The 19,406-nt window shown below is 71.9% G+C and carries 18 protein-coding genes; 15 read left to right on the top strand and 3 right to left on the bottom strand.

Features of this window, described 5'->3' with window-relative positions; genetic code table 11:
• Positions 1-35: 35 nt before the first annotated feature.
• The 9 genes from ACIA8F_RS30905 to ACIA8F_RS30865 all read left to right on the top strand — a co-directional run bounded on the left by ACIA8F_RS30905 (position 36) and on the right by ACIA8F_RS30865 (position 7,042).
• On the top strand, positions 36-182 hold the full coding sequence (locus tag ACIA8F_RS30905; RefSeq protein ID WP_399383703.1) for a daptide-type RiPP: 147 nt from the start codon (positions 36-38) through the stop codon (positions 180-182).
• A 63-nt stretch (positions 183-245) separates the two neighbouring features.
• Positions 246-392, top strand: a complete 147-nt coding sequence (locus ACIA8F_RS30900) for a daptide-type RiPP (protein WP_243336478.1) — start codon at positions 246-248, stop codon at positions 390-392.
• A gap of 61 nt (positions 393-453) precedes the next feature.
• A complete protein-coding gene (locus tag ACIA8F_RS30895) occupies positions 454-603 on the top strand; it encodes a daptide-type RiPP (RefSeq protein ID WP_254387524.1) in 150 nt (49 codons plus the stop codon).
• Positions 604-664: 61 nt separating this feature from the next.
• A complete protein-coding gene (locus ACIA8F_RS30890) occupies positions 665-814 on the top strand; it encodes a daptide-type RiPP (RefSeq protein ID WP_250744242.1) in 150 nt (49 codons plus the stop codon).
• A gap of 176 nt (positions 815-990) precedes the next feature.
• Complete coding sequence (locus ACIA8F_RS30885) at positions 991-1,773, top strand: ABC transporter ATP-binding protein (protein WP_399383700.1); 783 nt, start codon at positions 991-993, stop codon at positions 1,771-1,773.
• Complete coding sequence (locus ACIA8F_RS30880; RefSeq protein WP_399383699.1) at positions 1,766-2,506, top strand: ABC transporter permease; 741 nt, start codon at positions 1,766-1,768, stop codon at positions 2,504-2,506. The genes ACIA8F_RS30885 and ACIA8F_RS30880 overlap by 8 nt, the downstream gene beginning before the upstream one ends.
• A gap of 102 nt (positions 2,507-2,608) precedes the next feature.
• On the top strand, positions 2,609-4,252 hold the full coding sequence (gene mpaP, locus ACIA8F_RS30875; RefSeq protein ID WP_399383698.1) for a daptide biosynthesis intramembrane metalloprotease: 1,644 nt from the start codon (positions 2,609-2,611) through the stop codon (positions 4,250-4,252).
• Between the two features lie 32 nt (positions 4,253-4,284).
• On the top strand, positions 4,285-6,762 hold the full coding sequence (gene lanKC / locus ACIA8F_RS30870) for a class III lanthionine synthetase LanKC (protein WP_399383697.1): 2,478 nt from the start codon (positions 4,285-4,287) through the stop codon (positions 6,760-6,762).
• Between the two features lie 31 nt (positions 6,763-6,793).
• Complete coding sequence (locus ACIA8F_RS30865) at positions 6,794-7,042, top strand: hypothetical protein (protein ID WP_399383695.1); 249 nt, start codon at positions 6,794-6,796, stop codon at positions 7,040-7,042.
• 85 nt (positions 7,043-7,127) lie between these two features.
• Here ACIA8F_RS30865 and ACIA8F_RS30860 read toward each other — a convergent pair whose 3' ends face one another.
• Both ACIA8F_RS30860 and ACIA8F_RS30855 read right to left on the bottom strand, forming a co-directional pair.
• Positions 7,128-8,939 carry a trypsin-like serine peptidase gene (locus tag ACIA8F_RS30860; protein WP_399383693.1) on the bottom strand — a complete coding sequence of 604 codons (1,812 nt, stop codon included), beginning with the start codon at positions 8,937-8,939 and terminating at the stop codon, positions 7,128-7,130.
• A 205-nt stretch (positions 8,940-9,144) separates the two neighbouring features.
• Positions 9,145-11,061 (bottom strand): acyl-CoA dehydrogenase, encoded by a 1,917-nt coding sequence (locus ACIA8F_RS30855; RefSeq protein WP_399383692.1) that lies wholly within the window; start codon positions 11,059-11,061, stop codon positions 9,145-9,147.
• Between the two features lie 265 nt (positions 11,062-11,326).
• On the opposite strand from ACIA8F_RS30855, the gene ACIA8F_RS30850 reads away from it, so the two are divergent.
• The 3 genes from ACIA8F_RS30850 to ACIA8F_RS30840 all read left to right on the top strand — a co-directional run bounded on the left by ACIA8F_RS30850 (position 11,327) and on the right by ACIA8F_RS30840 (position 14,816).
• Complete coding sequence (locus ACIA8F_RS30850; RefSeq protein ID WP_399383690.1) at positions 11,327-12,001, top strand: ScbR family autoregulator-binding transcription factor; 675 nt, start codon at positions 11,327-11,329, stop codon at positions 11,999-12,001.
• 803 nt (positions 12,002-12,804) lie between these two features.
• Positions 12,805-14,427 carry a phage/plasmid primase, P4 family gene (locus tag ACIA8F_RS30845; RefSeq protein ID WP_399383688.1) on the top strand — a complete coding sequence of 541 codons (1,623 nt, stop codon included), beginning with the start codon at positions 12,805-12,807 and terminating at the stop codon, positions 14,425-14,427.
• Positions 14,424-14,816: a DUF6009 family protein gene (locus ACIA8F_RS30840; RefSeq protein ID WP_399383686.1), complete on the top strand. Its 393-nt coding sequence runs from the start codon at positions 14,424-14,426 to the stop codon at positions 14,814-14,816. The genes ACIA8F_RS30845 and ACIA8F_RS30840 overlap by 4 nt, the downstream gene beginning before the upstream one ends.
• Before the next feature lie 108 nt (positions 14,817-14,924).
• On the opposite strand, the gene ACIA8F_RS30835 is transcribed toward ACIA8F_RS30840, so the two are convergent.
• The gene (locus ACIA8F_RS30835; RefSeq protein WP_399383684.1) at positions 14,925-16,154 is read right to left on the bottom strand and encodes a cytochrome P450; all 1,230 of its coding nucleotides are present in this window, start codon (positions 16,152-16,154) and stop codon (positions 14,925-14,927) included.
• 525 nt (positions 16,155-16,679) lie between these two features.
• On the opposite strand from ACIA8F_RS30835, the gene ACIA8F_RS30830 reads away from it, so the two are divergent.
• The 3 genes from ACIA8F_RS30830 (at position 16,680) to ACIA8F_RS30820 (ending at position 19,232) form a co-directional block, all read left to right on the top strand.
• Complete coding sequence (locus ACIA8F_RS30830; RefSeq protein ID WP_399383682.1) at positions 16,680-16,883, top strand: acyl-CoA carboxylase subunit epsilon; 204 nt, start codon at positions 16,680-16,682, stop codon at positions 16,881-16,883.
• 133 nt (positions 16,884-17,016) lie between these two features.
• Positions 17,017-18,600 carry an acyl-CoA carboxylase subunit beta gene (locus ACIA8F_RS30825; protein ID WP_399383730.1) on the top strand — a complete coding sequence of 528 codons (1,584 nt, stop codon included), beginning with the start codon at positions 17,017-17,019 and terminating at the stop codon, positions 18,598-18,600.
• 11 nt (positions 18,601-18,611) lie between these two features.
• The gene (locus ACIA8F_RS30820) at positions 18,612-19,232 is read left to right on the top strand and encodes a ScbR family autoregulator-binding transcription factor (RefSeq protein WP_399383680.1); all 621 of its coding nucleotides are present in this window, start codon (positions 18,612-18,614) and stop codon (positions 19,230-19,232) included.
• The last annotated feature ends 174 nt before the right edge of the window (positions 19,233-19,406 follow it).

The raw sequence follows: 19,406 nt of genomic DNA, 5'->3' as shown, positions 1-19,406 counted from the left end.
CCACACCACTCGCTTCCCACGAAAGGAAAACCGTCATGGACAACAACACGTTCGACGTTGCCGCCGATGTGAACCACCTGGAGCTCGGCCTGCAGGAGCTCGAGGTCATGGAGGCCCCGGGCTGGTGGACGACCGGTGGCGTCGTCGTCGGTGTCTCCCTCGTCTCGGTGGTCATGACCTGATCCGACCCGGATCAGTACCACCCGCACCACCCCTCGTACACCCACCCACAGAAGGAGTCAGTCATGAACGAGAAGTTCGAGGCCCCCGCGGCCGACGTGAACCACCTGGAGCTCGGCCTGCAGGAGCTCGAGGTCATGGAGGCCCCGGGCTGGTGGACCACCGGCGGTGTCGTCGTCGGCATCTCCATCGTCTCCATCGTCGCCACCTGATCCACCCTCAGCACCGCGCAGCACGTCACCACCACCACTCGAATCACGAAGGAGAACAGCCATGAGCGAGCAGAACTTCGACAACGCGGCCGTCGTCGCGCAGGACGGCCTGGAGCTGGGCCTGCAGGAGCTCGAGGTCCTCGAGGCCCCCGGCTTCTGGGAGGGCGTGTCCATCGGCATCGCCATCTCCACGGTCACCATCGCCACCTGATCCACCCTCAGCACCGCGCAGCACACCCCTCACCACACACCACACACGAAGGAGAACAGCCATGAGCGAGCAGATCCTCGACAACGCGGCGGTCGTCGCGCAGGACGGCCTGGAGCTGGGCCTGCAGGAGCTCGAGGTCCTCGAGGCCCCCGGCTTCTGGGAGGGCGTGTCCATCGGCATCGCCATCTCCACGGTGACCATCGCCACCTGATCCGGCCCCGGCGACCCGCTCCCGAATGAGCGGTGCCGGAACGGATCGATGCGGACCGGGCCCGGCCGGGAAACCCCCGGCCGGGGCCCGGCCCTCGGCACCACCGCACCACCACCGAACGACCGAACGACCGCACCACCGAACCACCCCCACACCCCGGAAAGGACGCGGCAGCGATGAGCAGCAGCGACCCGGCCGTCTCGCTGAACGGTCTCACCAAGATCTACAAAGGCGTACGCGCCGTCGACGCGCTGACCGTGGACATCCGCGCCGGCCGCGTCACCGGCCTCCTGGGCCGCAACGGCGCCGGCAAGACCACCACCCTGCGGATGCTGCTCGGCCTCGCCACCCCGACCGCCGGCACCGCGACCATCCTCGGCAAGCCGTACGCCGAACTCCCCGACGCGGCCCACCGCATCGGTGTCAGCATGGACGGCATGGGCGGCGTCACCGGCGCCACCGTCCGCGGCGAACTGCGCATCTGGTGCACCGTGCTGGGCCTGCCCGCCGGCCGCGCCGACCAGGTCATGGAGTACACCGGCCTCGACTACGCCGCCGACCGCCCGGTCAAGGGCTGCTCCACCGGCATGCGCCAGCGGCTCGCCCTGGCCACCGCCCTGCTCGCCGACCCGGAGATCCTCATCCTCGACGAGCCGGCCAACGGCCTCGACCCGGACGGCATCCGCTGGCTGCGCGCCACCCTGCGCACCCTGGCCCTGGGCGGCCGCACCGTCATCGTCTCCAGCCACCAGCTCGCCGAGCTGGAGCAGACCGTCGACGACGTCGTGATCATGCAGCACTCCCTGCGCTACGCGGGCACCCTCGACGACCTCACCGGCGACGGCGCCGTCCGCCTGGAGGACCGCTTCTTCGAGCTGGTCGACCCGGCCGCCACCGCCGTTCCCGCCGCTGACGCCGCGGGCATCCGCACCCCGGAAAGGAACTACTCCCGTGCGTAACCTCATCGCCGGCGAAACCCGGAAGGCCCTGACCGGCCGCGCCTGGTGGGCCCTGCCGCTCGCGGGAGCCTGGCTGTGCCTGATCACCACCTTCGGATACGTCTCCGGAGGCGAGAAGGCCATTGCCGACGGGTCCACATCCCTGGCCGTCGGCCAGGACGTGGCCCGTTCCTGGATGATGATGTTCCTGCTGGCGGCCGTCTTCGGCGCCGTCCACGTCACCCGGGACTACGCCTCCGGCACCATGGTGCGCTCCGCGCTCCTGGCCGGCTCCCGCTCCCGCCTCTTCGGCGCGAAGCTCGCCGTCAGCACCGCCGCCGGAGCCGTCTTCGGCCTGATCGCCGCCGCCCTCGGCGCCGTCAGCGTCTACCTGGGCCCGCTGCCCTTCGGCCTGGAGGCGGCCGCCGACGGCGAGACCGCCCTCATCCTGGTCGGCGTGTTCGCCTGCTGCACCCTGGCCGCCCCCTGGGGCGCCCTCATCGGCTGGATCGTCCGGAACCAGACCGGCGCCGTGGCCACCCTGATCGGCCTCACGCTCCTGGTGGACCCCGGGCTGCAGCGGCTGGTCCCCGAGGTCTCCAAGTACCTGCTGACCATCGCGATGAGCTCCGTCTACCGCGACGTGAAGCCCGACCTGCTGTCGCTGCCCTGGGCGTACGCGGTCATCGCCGCCTGGCTCGCCGCGGCCTTCGTCGCCGGCCGCCACCTCGTCCGCACCCGCGACATCGCTTAAGGGCGTGTCTTCCGGAACTTCTCGATCAGGCAGAACCGGTCCGTCCGGCCCCGACCCGCCGGACACGTCCTCACCGCCCCCTTGAGCAGAGGTGCTTCCACCATGTCCGCTAAAACCGCCTTCGCACCCGATCTGGAGCGGCCCCGCACCGCCGACGACGTGGCCGTGCGCGAACCGCTCACCGAAGACGCCCCCTGGGTGATCCAGCGCGGGGAGCACAAGCACTTCCGCACCGGCGAGGACCTCGCCCGCCTGGTCCGCCTCCTCGACGGAAGCCGCGACCACGACCAGCTCGCCGCCGAACTCGGCTCCCCCTGGACCCCCGGCCACATCGGCCGCGCGGTCCGCAGCCTGGCCGACTCCGACCTCCTGGAAGACGGACGGCCCGTCAAGAAGCCGGCCAGGGTCCGCTTCGCCGGCCCGCTGACCATCCAGTTCACCCTGGTCAAGCCCGAGCGGATGCTGCGCCGCATCGCCCCGCTGGTCCGCCCGCTCGGCCACCGCCTCGTCCGCGGCGCGGCCGCCGCCGTCGTCCTGCTGGGCGTCCTGGCCCTCGCCGCCTGCGGAGCCACCCTCGGTGAGGCGCTCTCCCGCCCGATGCCCCTGTGGGCGTACGCCTGCGTGATGCTCGGCGTGGTCGCCACCACCGCCGTCCACGAGATGGCCCACGGAGCGGTCCTCACCCATCACGGCGGCACACCCAGCCGGATGGGCTTCATGCTCTTCTACATGTCGCCGGCGTTCTTCTGCGACGTGTCCGACGGCTGGCGGCTGCCCAACCCCCGCCAGCGCGTCCAGGTCGCCCTCGCCGGCATCGCCATCCAGGCCGTCGCCGCCGGCACCGCCGCCCTCGCGGCCCTCGCCGTCCCCGCCGGACCGGCCCGCGAGACCCTGCTGCTGGTGGGCCTCGTCAACTACATGGTCTGCGTGGTGAACCTGCTCCCGCTGGTCAAGCTCGACGGCTACCTCGCCCTCATGAGCCACCTGGACATCTCCCACCTGCGGGAGAAGGCCATGACCGACGCCCGCCGGGCCATCGCCCGGGCCGTCTTCGGCGGCCGCGGCTACCAGCGCGAACTGCCCGGCCGCAACTGGTCCGTCCCGTACGGCCTGGCCTGCCTGATCTTCCCGCTGTACCTGGTCTCCAGCGCCCTGACCCTCTGGTCCGGGATCCTCCAGCGCCTCGGCATCGCCGGCTCCTGCATGATGGTCTGCGCGCTCGGCTACCTGCTGTGGCGCCTCGGCAAGGGCGCCGCCACCCTGGTCCGCGAAGCCGTCCAGGCCGGCGCCCGCCCCGTCCGCATCGCCGCCGCGGGCGTGCTCGCCACCGCCGGACTGGCCCTGGCCGCCACCCTCGTACAGATCCCCGCCACCGTCTCGGCCGGCTACACCACCGAACCCGACGGCAGCCTCAGCCTCCTCGTCCCCCGGGGCGGCGGCGGCTTCGACCTCACCGAGGGCACCACGGTCACCCTGCGCCGCTCCGGGCTCTTCTCCCGGCCGCAGACCGGCACCGCCGCCCTCGGCGAGCCCACCGGCCACGACGTCCTGGCCCCGGTCACCGCCATGCTCCCCGTCGCCAGTGACCGCCCCTGGCTGGAGATGAAGGCATACCCGCTGCACCGCGTCACCGCCACCCCCGCGCCGAACGGCACGGACCGCACCGGCGTCGCCGAGGTCCAGGCGGGCGACCACCCGCTCTGGAAGTGGTTCGCCGTCTCCTACCTCGGCCCGCTGCTCCCCTGACTTCTCCCGTCCGCCGCCCACGGAGGCCCGCCATGTCCCTGCGACACGTTGCCCACTGCCCGCCCGGCACCCCCTTCTACGACCGTCCGGCCGCGATCACCGGCGCCGACGCCTTCCCGGCGGCCACCGCCGAGGCCCCCGCCGGGTGGACCCGTGAGCCGATGGGGGAGTGGACCGTCCTGACCCCGCCGGGACTCGAACTCCCCGGGCAGGGCTGGAAGATCCACGTCTCGGCGACCGAGCGGACGGCCCCCGAGGTCCTCGACATCGTGAGCGCGTACTGCACCTCCCGCTCCCTGCTCTTCAAGTTCCTCACCAGCCCCTCGATGCTGATGCTGCGCAACAGCAAGTACGGGGACCGGGGCAGCAGCGGCAAGTTCATCACCCTCTACCCCCGCGACGAGGCGGAGCTGGAGACCGTACTGACCGAGCTCGACGCCCTCCTCGAAGGCCGGCCGGGACCGGCGGTCCTCAGTGACCTGCGCTGGGGCGCGGGCCCCCTGTACGTGCGCTACGGAGGCTTCAAGCTGAAGCTGGGCCCCGGCCCGAACGGCGCCCCCGTCCCCTGCATCGAGGACCCCGAGGGCAACCTCGTCCCCGACGTGCGCGGCCCCTCCTTCCGCCCGCCGGCCTGGCTGGAGCTGCCGCCGTGCGTGGTGCGGGCGCTGGCCGAACGCAGCCGCGGCGGTTCCCTCGGGGACTTCCCCTTCAAGATCACCCAGGCCCTGCACTTCTCCAACGGCGGCGGCGTCTACCGCGCCACCGACACCCGCGACGGCCACGAGGTCCTGGTCAAGGAGGGCCGCCCGCACGCCGGCCTCGACGACGCCGGAGCCGACGCCGTGGAGCGGCTGCGCCGCGAGCACGACGCACTGGCCGCCCTCGACGGACTGCCCTGGTTCCCGAAGGTCCTGGACTGGCGCCGCGGCGCCGAACACTGGTTCCTGACACGGGAGTTCGTCGACGGAAACGCCCTGACCAAGGAGACCGCCGAGCGCAACCCGATGCTCCACCCGGTCACCGCCCGCGACACCGCCATGCCCGTGGCCGAGTACACCGCCTGGGCCCTGGACGTCCTCGACCGCATCGAGGCCGCCGTCACCGCCATGCACGAGCGCGGCCTGGTCTTCGGCGACCTGCACCCCAACAACGTCCTGCTCCGCCCCGACGGCACCATCGCCTTCATCGACCTGGAGACCACCCTCCCCATCGAGGGCCACACCGGACAGGCCATCGGAGCCCCCGGCTTCTGCGCCCCCGCCGGCACCACCGGCACCGCCGTCGACCGCTACGCCCTGGGCTGCCTGCGCCTGAGCCTGTTCCTGCCGCTCACCCCGGTGATGTCCTTCACCCGCCACCGCTCCGAGGACCTCCTCGCGCAGATCGCCGCCTTCTTCCCGGTGCCCGAGGGGTACGCCGACCAGGTCCGCGCCGACCTCGGACACGCCCCGGCGCCCGCCGGCGGCCCGCTGGCCACCCCCGAGCGCATCACCACCGGCATCCTCACCTGCGCCACCCCCGAGCGCACGGACCGCCTCTTCCCCGGCGACGCCGACCAGTTCCTGCACGGCGACGGCGGCCTCAACATCGCCAACGGAGCCGCCGGGGTGCTGTGGGCCCTGCGCGGCGCCGGAATCACCGTCCCCGAGGCCCACGTCGACTGGCTGGCGGACGCCGCCCGCGCCGTCACCACTCCGCGGCCCGGCCTCTACGACGGACTCGCCGGCATCGCCTGCGTCCTGCACGACTTCGGTCGCACCGACGAGGCCGCCGCCCTCCTCGACCGGGCCCACGGCCTGCTGCCCACCGCCACCCTGCGCGACGGCAGCCCCGACCGCAGCCTCTCCGGCGGCATCGCCGGCCTCGGCCTGGCCCTGCTGCACCTCGGGCAGGACACGGCCGCCCGCGAACTCGCCGCCGCCCTGGTCAACAGCCCCACCCTGGAGGAACGCCCCGGCCTGCTCCGCGGAGCCAGCGGCGAGGCCCTCTTCCTGCTCGCCGCCGGCCGGGACGACGCCGCCCGCGTGGCCCTCGTACACGACCTCGAACTGTCCCGGCAGCCGCTGCCCACGCCGTGGCACCGGGTCCAGCTCGCCCACGGCGGAGCCGGGCAGGCCATCGCCGTCCACCACTACCTCGCCGCGCACCGGGACCCGTACCTCACGGCCGTGCACGACGCGCTGCTGACCGACCTCACCTCGCAGTTCCACCCGGCCTGCGGCCTGTTCACCGGCCGGGCCGGCGCGCTCGCCGCCCTGACCTGCACGGACGACGGTTCGGCGGCCACCGCCCGGGCTCTGGCCGAACTCCGGTCCGGTCTGGAACCCTTCGCGGTGGCCCACGAGAACGACCCGTACGCCACCGGCTTCCTCGGCGACCACCTGCTGCGCCTGTCCACGGACCTGGCCACCGGCTCCGCCGGCGTCCTGGCGGCGCTGACCGCACCCCGCACGGCGGTCCTGCCCTACCTGCCCGCCCCGGCGGCGGCGCCCGTCCCGGCCGCCCGCTGACATGACCTCCCGACACCGTACGGAGCCCCGCATGCCCACCCATCTGACGGTCAGCATCACCATGACCGAGGAGGCCCCCTCCTCGGCGGCCCCCGAGACCACGGCCGTACGCCTCGTGTCCTGCCTGCCCGCGTCGTGGACGGTGGTCCCCGTCTCGATGACCCCCCGCTCCGCGACCCTGTCCCTGACCGCCCCGGACGACACCCGCGCCCCGGCGGTCCTCGAAACCCTGGACACCGCGCTGGCGTCCCCCGCCTTCACCGGCTGGATCCGCGGCTGACCCGCCCCCTCCCGACCACCCGCAGGCCGCCCCACCCCCACAGGCGGCCTGCGGGTGACTGCTGCCCGGCGCCCGGCCCGCCCGGTCAGCCCTGCGGCGGGACGAGCATCCGCTCGGTGCCGAGACCGGCCGCGCGGGTGTCCTCGTACAGGCTGGTCTCGCCGTCGCTCCAGCGGACGAGGAGGTCGTCGGCGAGGCCATCAGCGGAATACCGGCCGGCGGTCATGAGCACGCTGTGGGTCCAGGTGCGGTCCGGACCGCGCAGGCGCCGTTCGCTGCCGGGGCCGCGGGTGGTGAGGCCCGTGCGGGTGCAGAGCGCGCCGTTGGACCAGCGGACCATCAGGTCCCACTTCCCGTTGCCGGAGAACTGCCCGGCGGCGAGCAGGGCGGCGCCCTTCCAGGCCGGACCGGGGGCGCTGAGCCGGTGCTCGCGGCCGAAGGTGCCGGCGCCCACGGCGGTGTGGAGGGTGAGTTCGCCGTCGGACCAGCGGACCACGAGGTCGGTGACGTAGTGGGAGGCGTCGAAGCGTCCGGCGGTGATCTGGGCGGCGTGCTTCCAGACGGATCCGGCGGGGGCCATCTCCGTGACGCGGCCCAGGCCGTGGGAGCCGACGTCGGCGTACAGGGTCATCCGGCCGTCCTTCCGGCGGACCAGCAGGTCGAACAGGTCCGAGCCGGTGAAGTCGCCCGCGGTGACGGCGGCCACGTCCTTCCAGGCCGCGTTCGGCGCCATGAGACGGCGTTCCGCGAGGAAGCCGCCCCGGCCGTTGCCCGGGTGGAGGCTCACCTCTCCGTCCGTCCACACCACGAGCAGGCTGCTGCGGCCGCTGCCGGTGAAGTCGCCGGAGGCCATGGCCCGGGCATGGGTCCACAGCTCCCCGGAGCCGGGCAGCGGGAAGCCCTCGGCGGAGCCCCGGTAGGGCGGCCGGGACAGGGCGGCGGGGTCGCGGCCGGCGGCGGCGTCCGCGTACAGCGCCAGGGCGTCCTTGCCGTACACGGGCGCGTACGTCACCCAGGAGTCGTTGCCGCCGCCGCGGTAGCCGCCGGTGGTGGCGATGACCTTGCCGGTGCGGCGCGCGGCGTCGTAGTCCTTGATCCAGGGGCCGCCGGACACACCGCCGTAGAAGCCCTTGCACACCATCCGCAGCTGCCGGAAGCCCCGCAGCCGGGTGGTGGGAACCTCGCACCGGACGGCCTGGTGGCCCTTGTTCACCCGCGAGGCGGACGGATAGCCGACGACGGTCACCCGGTGCTCGTACGTGTCCACCGGCGTGAAGGTCAGCGCCCCGGTGACGCTCTCGACGCGCCCCTTCGCGTTCGGCTCGACCAGGACGAAGGCCAGGTCCAGGTCGGACACGGAGGCCGAGCCGGGCGAGCGGTAGCGGGGGTCCGTGTAGACGCCCCCGGCCCGGACCGGGAAGACGCCGAACGGCTGGGCGGCGGCGGTCTTTCCGTGGCGGTAGCGCGGTACGAAGACGGCGCGGTTTCCCGGTTGCCGCATGCCGAGGGCGCAGTGCCCCGCGGTGAGCACCATGCTCTTGCCCGCGCTGCGCACGACGCTGCCGGTGCACGAGGTGTCCGCCGTGCCGATCGCGGTCTGCCGGTAGAAGAAGGTGCCCACCATCGGCATGCCGTCGAAGTGGACGCCGGCCGGAATGCCGGAGGGCGCGCGGGCGCCGGCCGCGGCCCGGCTCCGGGCGGCGTCGACGGGCACGGCCGCGGCCATGCGTTCGGCCGTCCAGTACGCCTCCGCGGAGCGGGCACCGGAGGCGGGCGGCGGCGGTGCGGGCCCGGCTGCCGGTACCGGTGCCAGTCCGGCGGCGGGTGCGGGTGCGGCGGGGCCCAGCAGGGCCATCAGCGCGCAGACCACGGTGAGCGTGAACCGTCCTGATCGCAAAGAACCTGTCCGCCTTCTGCGCGAGGTGGTTCCCCGGAGAGCCGGGAGCCCGCGGTACGACCGCCGACGGACAAGAACGAGACCACATGAGCAGGCCGGGGCCGCGGACGGGCGGGTTCGCCGCGCCGGAGCAGCTCCCGATTCCCCCGTCGGGAAGCGCCTGGACGGCGGGTCGACGGCGCGACCCGCCGCGGCCGGCCCTGCGTCAGAAGGAGGCGCTCTCCCGGTGGTCGTCGAGGTAGTCCGCGTTCGCGATGGGGACCTCGGAGAGGAACTCGTCCGGCAGGTCGAAGGCGTCCACGAGCGTCATCATGTGCGGGGCGAGTTCCGCGAGGACGTTGTCGGTCGTCTGGTGCAGCCCGAGCACGTGCTGCACCGTCAGCCGCTGCTCCGCGAGGAGGTCACCGGTGTGCTCGCGCAGCTGCTGGAGCAGGAACAGCCGGCACAGGTTCGTGAGCAGGGCGCGGGCCGCGGGATCGGCCGCCTGCTCCACCGCCTCGATGAAGGCGTTCGCCGCCAGCCGCCCCGCATGGGCGGAGACCATCTCCAGCGCCGGGCCGGAGGCGTTGTTCCAGCGGCCGACCGGGTCCCCGGCGGGGCCTTGGCGCAGGGCGGTGCGGGCCCGCGTCTGCCAGGTCCGTTCCGCGCAGGCCAGCAGGTCGCGCAGGAAACGCAGGTCGGTCAGGTCGCGATCGGCGGCCGGCGGGGTGTCCGGGCAGACGGGGTCCACCTGGTGTCCGAAGAGCATCTCGGCGGCGGCCTTCACCCAGATCACCAGGTTGTCGCCCTCGGCCGTGATCCCGCCCTCTATGTTCCCGGGCAGGTCCGAGATCCGGTTGACCGGGAACAGGCCCTGCGCGCCGCAGCGTTCGCGGGACTCGGTCGCGATCTCCCGCGCCTGCCAGGTGATCCAGCCCTTGGCGACGGCGACCATGCGCTCGACCTCCTCGCGCTCCTCTTCCTGCTGGGCGACGAAGCGGTCCATCACGGACCGGTGGAGGAAGGTCATGGCGTAGGCGTTCGCGAGGGAGTGCAGCAGCCGGCCGTGGTGGCTGCGGTGGCTGACCACCGGGATGCGCTGGCCGGTCTTCGGGCCGCCGACGTGGCGGTGGTGCGCGTAGCGCACGGCGATGGCCAGCGAGGCCCGGGCCATGCCCAGGGTGCCGGCGCTCATACAGAGCTTGCCCATGGTGACGCGGTTGACGGAGCGCAGGAAGCGCTTGCGCCGGTTGCCCAGGGAGCTGCTCAGCGTGCCGTCGTCGTGCAGCCGGCCGTGCGCGGCCTGCAGCATGGCGTCGCGTGGCAGCCATACGTGGTCGAAGGAGGTGAGGCAGTGGTCGACGGGCGTTCCCGTGCGGTGGGGCAGCCGGCGGACGGTGACCCCCGGCAGGTGCCCGTCGTGGTCGCTCAGCGGGGTCAGGAACAGGAAGATCCCCTGGTCCTCGCCGTCCACCATGAGCCGCGCCGCCACCAGGGCGCTCTTCGGGCCGCCGGTGAGGCTGGTGTTGGGCATGAACTTGCGCGCGCCCGGTTCGGGCGTGTGCAGGACGAAGCCGCCGGTCGCCCGGTCTAACACGGCGACGGTGCGCAGTGCCGCGACGTCGTTGCCGTGGGCCAGCTCGGTGCAGAGGAAGGTGCCGACGCGCTGCATCGAGGTGAAGGCGGAGAGGTCCCGGCCGTAGCGGTCGTGGTCGAGCAGGCTCCCCACGAACAGGTTGTAGTGGATGCTCGCCAGGGTGCACAGGCCACCGTCGACGAACCCGGCCCACTCGTGGAGTCCGGCCAGCAGGCGGGCGTCGTGCGCGAGCGCCGCCGGATCGTCCACCGTGCTGTTGACCAGACGCAGCCGGTCGTAGGACACCACCGTCCGCTCCTCGGGAGTCAGATCGGGAAGGTACGAGAAGAGCGAGCCGGCCAGGAGTCTTCGCCACCCTCCGTGGATCCGCTCGCGGTCGTCGCGGTCGAAGAGCAGGTGGGTCAGCTCCTGTGCGGCGGTCCTGGGTCCGGGCTTGGTCGAGCCGGGATGAGCAGGAGGAACGCCGATCTGGGTGGTGGGGTGGTCACCCCCACCAGCCGTGCTGCTTCGAAAGGTTTCCGCGTACCCAAGCGTCAGTGCGGTCATCGGGCCATCCCCCATCAGGAACCGAGGTGCAGGTTGCGGCAGCGGTAAAGATACGGACTAGCCGGTTTTGTTTTCAAGAGGGTCAAGGTAAAAAACCGGTAACCTGGTTTCGTTATAGAGCGGTGCACTATGATCAACGGTGGCTTGGTCAGAAAACGGTGACCAGGGGTGATATCGGACGGTGGTGCACCGGTCACGTCATGTGAGCGCGGAAAGAGTGCATACCTTGCGGTTTGTTCTTGGCTCGGGTGGTAGCGGAGGGTGTATGGCGCAGCAAGAGCGGGCCATTCGTACACGGCAGAAGATCCTTGTCGCGGCGGCTGAGCTGTTCGACGAGGTCGGCTACGAGGCCGCGACGATCTCCGAGGTGCTCAAGAGATCCGGGGTGACCAAGGGGGCTCTCTACTTCCACTTCACCGCGAAGGAGGAGCTCGCCCAGGCCGTGCTGGCCGGCCAGGTGGGAGCTCTGCCACCGGTACCGGAGCCCGAACTGTTCCTGCAGCAGAGCCTGGACGAGGCCCTGGTCCTCGCCTACCTGCTGCACAAGGGCGATCCGCTGGTCCGGGGGAGCGTGCGGCTCACGGTCGACCAGGGTTCCCCCATCGACGGCCTGGACCGCCGCATTCCCATGCAGGGCTGGAACGACCACAACGCGGCGGTGCTGGCCCGGGCCAAGAGCAGCGGGGAGATCCTTCCGCACGTGGACGTCGAGGCCACGGCGAAGATGTTCACCGGCAGCTTCACGGGCGTCCAGGTGCTCTCGAAGATCATGACCGGACACGCCGACATGGTCGAACGGGTGACCGATCTGATGCGGACGCTGCTGACCGCGATCGCCATGCCGGGAGTACTGCTGCGCCTCGATTTCGCCCCGGACCGGGCGCAGCAGGTGTACGAGGCGGCCGTCAGGCTGCGTGACGAGAAGGCCGAGGCGGTCTGAGTCTCGCCGTACGACCGGCGGTCCGGCAACGGACCGCCGGCACGGCGGACCTCCCCCGCCGGCTGCCACGGGCTGAGCCCGCGCCCCCCACACCTCCCGCACGGCGATTCCCCTTCGCTGCCGGACGACCCAGGAGTGAAAATAGACCGGCTGAGCTGTTTTTTCTAGGGTTTGGGGAATTTGATCCGGCCCGGGCGAAGATTTCCCGAAGCGGAGCCCCCACCCGGTGCATGGCTGGTCAGGGGGCGGAAGAAGGCGTCGAGTCGCTGCTCGGACTCCGCTCGAACCCTGCGCGAGGACGCCTCGACAGCCCGACGGCGGGCGGCCGGCGACTGTACGACCGCTTGATCGCTGCCCGAGGGAGCGGAAAACAGCAGGTCAGATGGGTGTCGTGACCGTGACAGCGACTGAAGCGACCCAAGCTCGGGTATATGACGGCATTGGCGTGCGAGCGTGTGCGCGAACACGTCATGGATAAGGAACGTGAGTCGCTTCAGTCGCTGTTCTGTGGTGCGAAGGTCTGCGACCTGGGAGTTTATGAACGACTCCGGCAGCGACTGAACCATTTTCAATGACCGTCCGGTGGGTCGCTCAGTCGCTGGAGTTCCGAGTTCACGTGAAAAGCCGTTTCCGGTGCCCCGGTCCCCCGTCCCGCGAGAGTGTCGCTAATCTTATTTCTGGCCTGAGTCGCTTTAGTCGCTGACGGGGGAATTGATGGCAGCTGAGCTGCGGGTTTCGCACCGAGACCCAGGGCAGTTCACGCGCGCGGGCCTCTCGGGGCCGCCGTCGCCCGGAGGCGGCGCATGAGGGTGGACGACGAGAGCACGCTGTCCGGCTTCGACGTCCAGGCGGTCGCCGCGCAGATCCTCGCGCAGCCCGCCCCGGCGGCCTGGGAGCCCGGCGACCAGCCGAAGCCCGGGGGCGCGGAGGACGCGTACGCCGGCGTCGCCCCGCATCCCGGGGGCGACCCGTACTCCGGGGGTGACCCGTACCCCGGGGGTGACCCGTACCCCGGCGGTGCCGCGCGCTCCGACGGTGAGGCCACGGCGCACGGCCTGCTGCCCGACACGCTCACCGACCGGGGCAACGCCAAACTGTTCGTCAAGCTCTACCGCGACGACTACCGGCACGTCCCCGGCCTCGGCTGGCTGCGCTGGGACGGCACCCGCTGGCAGGCCGACGAGGACGACACCGTCGTGTGGGTCGCGGGCGACCTCGCGGAAAGCATCGCCACCACCGACCCCCGGGGGGTGCACACCCCGGTCTCGCTCGCCCGGCACCGCCGCCGCGCGCTCAGCACCAGCGGAATGAACGCGATGCTCACCCAGGCGCGGTCCGCTCCGGGCATGGTGCTCAACGCCTCGCTGCTGGACGCCGACCCGTACGCGCTGTGCACGCCCGGGGGCGTCGTCGACCTCGGCACGGGACGCGTCCGCCCCGCGCGGTCCGCGAAGGACTTCCACTCCCGGTGCACGTCCGCCGCGCCCGAACCGGTGCCCACGCCCCGCTGGGACCGCTTCCTGACCGACACCTTCGGCGAGGGGCCGGAGGGCGCGCAGATGATCGACTTCTTGCAGCTGCTGCTCGGCTACTCCGTCACCGGGGACGTCGGCGCCCAGGTGATGCCCTTCCTCTTCGGCTCGGGCAAGAACGGCAAATCCGTCCTCCTGGACGTGCTGATGAAGCTGCTCGGCGACTACGCCGACGCGGCGCCCCCCGGGTTCCTGATGGCGCGCTCGTACGAGGGCCACCCGACCGACCTCGCCGAACTGCACGGGCGCCGGGTCATCGTGTGCAGCGAGGTCAAGCCGGGCGACCGCTTCGACGAGGCCCGGGTCAAGCTGCTCACGGGCGGCGACCGCATCAAGGCCCGCCGGATGCGGCAGGACTTCTTCAGTTTCGAGCCGACGCACAAACTGTGGCTGCTCGGCAACCACCGGCCCGAAGTGGGCACCGGCGGCTTCGCGTTCTGGCGGCGCATGCGGCTGATCCCCTTCGAGCGGGTCGTCCCCGACGAGCGGAAGATCGACAACCTGGCGGACATCCTGGTCACCCACGAGGGACCGGGAATCCTCAACTGGCTCATCGAGGGCGCCCGCCGCTACCTCGGGGGCGAGAAGGACCTCTCGGGCCCCGAGCGGGTCCGCATCGCCACCACGGCGTACGCCGAGACCGAGGACCACACCGGGCGCTTCCTCGGCGAGGCGTGCCGGCTCGCCCCGGACCTGCGTGCGGAACAGGCCCTGCTCTACGCGGCCTACCGGCGCTGGTGCCAGAGCGAGGGGGCTCCCGCGGCCTCGTCCCGGTCCTTCGCGGCGCGCGTCCGCGAGGCGGTGGGACTGGCGTCGCCCAAGGAAATGATCCTGTCGAACCAGCGCAAGTACTACCCGGGCATCGGCCTGCTCGCGGACGAGGGGACAGCATGAGCGCTCTCATCGCCGAAGACGAGATCGTCCACGAAGTGGACTTCGTCTGGCTCGAGGACATCGGCGGGCTCGACTACGTCCGGCAGAGCCTGGACCGGCTGCCCACCCGGCGGGGCCGGCCCGCGTACCACCGTGACGGCCGGATGGTCGGGTACGCGCTGCTGGGGCCGGGGGCCAGACCCTCCCGTTCCTCGGGCACGTTCCGCAGGCGGGTGTTCTGGCTGCTCCCGCACGACCGCGACACCGACCCGGACGGGCTGTACGCGACGGGGGCGCCGGCGGAGGCCGTGGACGCGCGGACGCTGGCTCCGGGCATCAAGGGGCACAAGACCGAGCGGTCGGAGGGCGGGCCGATGTCCTCGTCGGCCGTACGGGAGAGGCTCCCGTAGGCCGGGGCGCGGCTCCCGTACCGCGGCTCCCGTACCACGCTGCCCTCGCCGCGGCCCCGGGCCGCACGGCCCGGGGCACCTGTGCCGTACGCCGGATCCGGTGCCCGCTCAGGCCCGGCGGAGCACCACGGGAAGGGCCCCGTAGCCGTTCAGCAGGAAGCTGGGCAGCGGCTTCAGCTCCGGCTCGGGGCAGCCGAGCGCCGCGTCGGGAAAACGCTCGAAGAGCGCCGCGAGGGCGGTGGTGGCCTCCAGCACGGCCAGCGGAGCGCCCAGGCAGCGGTGCGCGCCGTGGCCGAACCCGAGGGTGTCGCGCCCGGTGCGCAGCAGGTCGAACTCCGCTGCGTCCTCCCCGTACCGCTCCGGGTCGCGGCCTCCGGCCGCGAAGGAGACGAGGATGGCCTCGCCCTGCCGGATCCTGACCCCGTCCAGGTCGATGTCCTCCACGGCGAAGCGCATGGGCGAGTAGCTCGCGGGACTGTGCACCCGCATCGTCTCGGCGACCACGTCCTCCCAGCCGGCCCGGCCCTCCCGCACATGCGCCAGCTGGGCGGGACGGGACAGCAGCGCCCCCACGGCGTTGGTGATCAGTGTGGACGTGGTGTCCTGGCCCGCCGCGATCAACAGGAAGAGGGTTCCGAGCAGTTCGGACTCGGTGAGTCCCTCGCCGTTGTCCCGGGCCTCGATCAGGCAGGACGTCAGGTCGTCGCCGGGTTCGGCCCGTTTGGCCGCCACGTGGCCGGCCAGCAGCCCGAAGGCCGTCATGCGCGCGGCTTCCATCTCCTCGGCCGGGACCGTCGTGCTGAACACGGTGCACAGCGCCGCCGACAGCGCGTCACGCCCGGGGCCCTGCTCGACGCCGAAGAGCTCGCAGATCACGAGCATGGGCAGGCGGACCGCGAACGCGGAGCGCAGGTCGACCGCCTCGCCCGCCGGGACGCCGTCCAGCGAGGCGAGCAGGGCGGCGGTCAGCTCCTCGACCCGGGGCCGCAGGGCGGCGGCCCGCCGGGCCGTGAAGGCCCCCGCGACCAGGCGGCGCAGCCGCCCGTGTTCCTGCCCGTAGGCGAAGAGCATGTTCTCGTTGGCCACCCAGGGATAGAGCGGCCAGTCGGGCGTGATCCGCCCGTCGATGAACTCCGGCCAGTGCCGCCGGGCGTCCTTGGACACCCGCGGGTCGAGCAGCAGGCTCTCGACGTACCGCTGGCCCACCACGGCCCAGGCGCGGACCCCGCCCGGGAGCTCGACTTCCACCGCCGGTGCCTGCTTCCGGAGCATCGCGGTCTCGCCCGCGATGTCCTGTCCCGCCACGTCCAGTGCGTACGGGCAAACAGCCATGCTCATCTGTGCACTCCGTTTCGGTTGGTCCCTGCGATCTCGCGCCCCACCGCATCCGCGCACACCGAGGCAGTCCAGGGCGAACACGCTGGTCGCCCGGACGCCGTGGAGTGGTAATCGGATTGGCCCTTTGGCCGGGAAGATATATACCAACCGGTTTAATCTCCAGTGTTTCTCCGGCGTCCTTGGTCGGGAATTCGCGGAGGCATTTACTCCGATTACCGTTCGCCCTGGTGGGGTGGCCTTCTCGCGATCCGGGCGACTGTTTGTCCCCGGTGCGGGCCCGGACCTTCCGGAGCGGCATCCGAGCGGTTCTCGAGCGGCACCACCTCGGGTGGCCGCCCCCCGTTCCCCGCCTCGGGCCGGAGGGGCGAGGAAACCTCGCGGACGGTCTGTTATTGGGCGGGTCCGATCCCCCCTGCGACGGTCGGCCGCCGCGGTGTCGAACCCGGATCCGAGCGTGCCTCAAGCGGGGCGAGAGTGCTCCTTGAGCCCGGTGTCCGACGGTGGCCGGAGACCTGAGGAGGGGCAATGGCCGAGTCGGACACCGGGAAGTTCGCGCTGCGGATCGAGCGCGGGTCGGCCAGCGAGGAAGAGCTGGCCGTGCTCACCGTCGTGGTGTGCTCGGTATTGGCACAACGCGGGGACGCGGGCGAGGAGGAGCCGCCCAGTGTCCCGCGGTGGCGGCGCGATCGGGCCGGCGCGGCCTATTGCTCCCCCTACCACTGGCGCTAGCGCCAGTGGGACATCAATCCATGGCTTGATCTCGTGTGCCCGCCATGCTCTCGTTACACAAACCGCTCTCGCGGTTTGTTACCGTGAGATCGTCGATCGGGCCGCACCCTGGGAGGGACGTGTCGTGACCGTTGTGAATGACATTCCTCGGGCCTCTGCGGAGACGGTGGACGCTTACGGGCGTGTGGCCGAGCTGCACGCGGTCCGTGCGCAGGCGCTCGCCGGACCGAGCGAGAGGGCGACCGAGGCGCAGCACGCCAAGGGCAAGCTCACCGCCCGTGAGCGGATCGCGTTGCTGCTGGACGAGGGTTCCTTCAGCGAGGTCGAGCAGCTGCGCCGGCACCGGGCGACCGGGTTCGGCCTGGAGGCCAAGAGGCCCTACACCGACGGTGTCATCACCGGGTGGGGCAGGGTCGAGGGCCGTACGGTCTTCGTGTACGCGCACGATTTCAGGATCTTCGGCGGCGCCCTGGGCGAGGCCCATGCCACGAAGATCCACAAGATCATGGACATGGCGATCGCGGCGGGTGCCCCGCTGGTCTCCCTGAACGACGGTGCGGGTGCCCGCATCCAGGAGGGCGTCTCCGCGCTCGCCGGGTACGGCGGCATCTTCCAGCGCAACACCAAGGCCTCGGGTGTCATCCCGCAGATCTCGGTCATGCTGGGCCCCTGTGCGGGCGGTGCGGCCTACTCCCCGGCGCTGACGGACTTCGTGTTCATGGTCCGGGAGACCTCGCAGATGTTCATCACCGGTCCGGACGTGGTCCGTGCGGTGACCGGCGAGGAGATCACCCAGAACGGCCTCGGCGGCGCGGACGTGCACGCCGGCACCTCGGGCGTGGCGCACTTCGCGTACGACGACGAGGAGACCTGCATCGCCGAGGTCCGCTACCTGCTCTCCATGCTCCCGCAGAACAACCGCGAGTACCCGCCGTGCGTGCCGTGCACGGATCCCCAGACCCGGCGCACCGAGGTGCTGCTCGACCTGGTCCCGGCCGACGGCAACCGCCCGTACGACATGGTCAAGGTGATCGAGGAGCTCGTCGACGACGGCGACGTCCTGGAGGTCCACGAGCGCTGGGCGCGCAACATCATCTGCGCCCTGGGACGCCTCGGCGGCCAGGTGGTCGCCCTGGTGGCCAATCAGCCGCAGTCGCTGGCCGGGGTGCTCGACATCGAGGCCTCGGAGAAGGCGGCGCGCTTCGTGCAGATGTGCGACGCCTTCAACATCCCGATCATCACCCTCCTGGACGTCCCCGGCTTCCTGCCGGGCGTCGACCAGGAGCACGGCGGCATCATCCGCCACGGCGCGAAGCTGCTGTACGCGTACTGCAACGCGACCGTGCCGCGGATCTCGCTGATCCTGCGCAAGGCCTACGGCGGTGCGTACATCGTCATGGACTCCCAGTCCATCGGCGCCGACCTCACCTACGCCTGGCCGACCAACGAGATCGCCGTGATGGGCGCCGAGGGCGCCGCCAACGTCATCTTCCGCAAGCAGATCGCCGACGCCGAAGACCCCGAGGCGATGCGCGAGCGGATGGTCAAGGAGTACAAGGCCGAGCTGATGCACCCGTACTACGCGGCCGAGCGAGGCCTCGTGGACGACGTGATCGACCCGGCCCAAACCCGAGAAGTGCTCATCAACTCACTGGCGATGCTCCGCAGCAAACACGCGGACCTTCCCTCCCGCAAGCACGGCAACCCCCCGCAGTAACGGAGTGATCCATGGCCAAACAAGAACGTGCGGTGCGTACGCGGGGGAGTCTGATCAGAGCCGCGGCCGAGATCTTCGACCGCGAGGGCTTCGCCGTGGCCTCGCTCGCCATGATCAGTACCCAGGCAGGGGTGAGCAGCGGAGCGCTGCACTTCCACTTCGCCAGCAAGGCGGCACTCGCCGACGCGGTGGAGGGCGCCGCGCTGGAGCGTTTGCGGAACATCGCCGGGGCGAACACGCGGGAGTCCGCGGGCCGGCTCCAGTGCCTGGTCGACGTGACCCACGGGCTCGCCCGGGGGCTGCGCGGGGACGTGGTGCTGCGGGCGGGGTTCGGCCTGTGCAGCGACCCGGCTCGCGCGACGCCGGGCGATCTGCGGGAGCACTGGCGCGGCTGGGTCCAGGAGACCCTGGCGGAGGCCGAGAAGGCCGGGGAGCTGCGGCCGGGGGTGGGGCCCGAGGGCGCCGTGATCGCTGTCGTGGCCGCCACCGTGGGCTTCGAGGCCCTGGGCTCCCGGGACGAGACCTGGCTCGCACCGCGGACGGTCGCCCGTTTCTGGGAGCTTCTGCTGCCGACCCTGGCGGTGGCGGACCGTCTTGAGACCCTGGACTCGGAAGGACCGGTCGACGCATAGAGACTGCACAGTCTGTTTCCATCCTGCCGGTGAAATCTCGGTGCCGCGTGCACCCGAGCCATATCGATGCAGGTCAGAGTAGGTAGTGGCGACCACGCCGAGCAGCCGCGGGGGGGGGGGGGGGGGCGGGGGGGGGGGGGGGGGGGGGGGGGGGGGGGGGGGGGGGGGGTTTTT

The organism is Streptomyces sp. NPDC051563, from assembly GCF_044454225.1.
Classification (GTDB): domain Bacteria; phylum Actinomycetota; class Actinomycetes; order Streptomycetales; family Streptomycetaceae; genus Streptomyces.
Note: the sequence above shows the minus strand (reverse complement) of the source record. Positions and strands in the feature narration are given on the sequence as shown.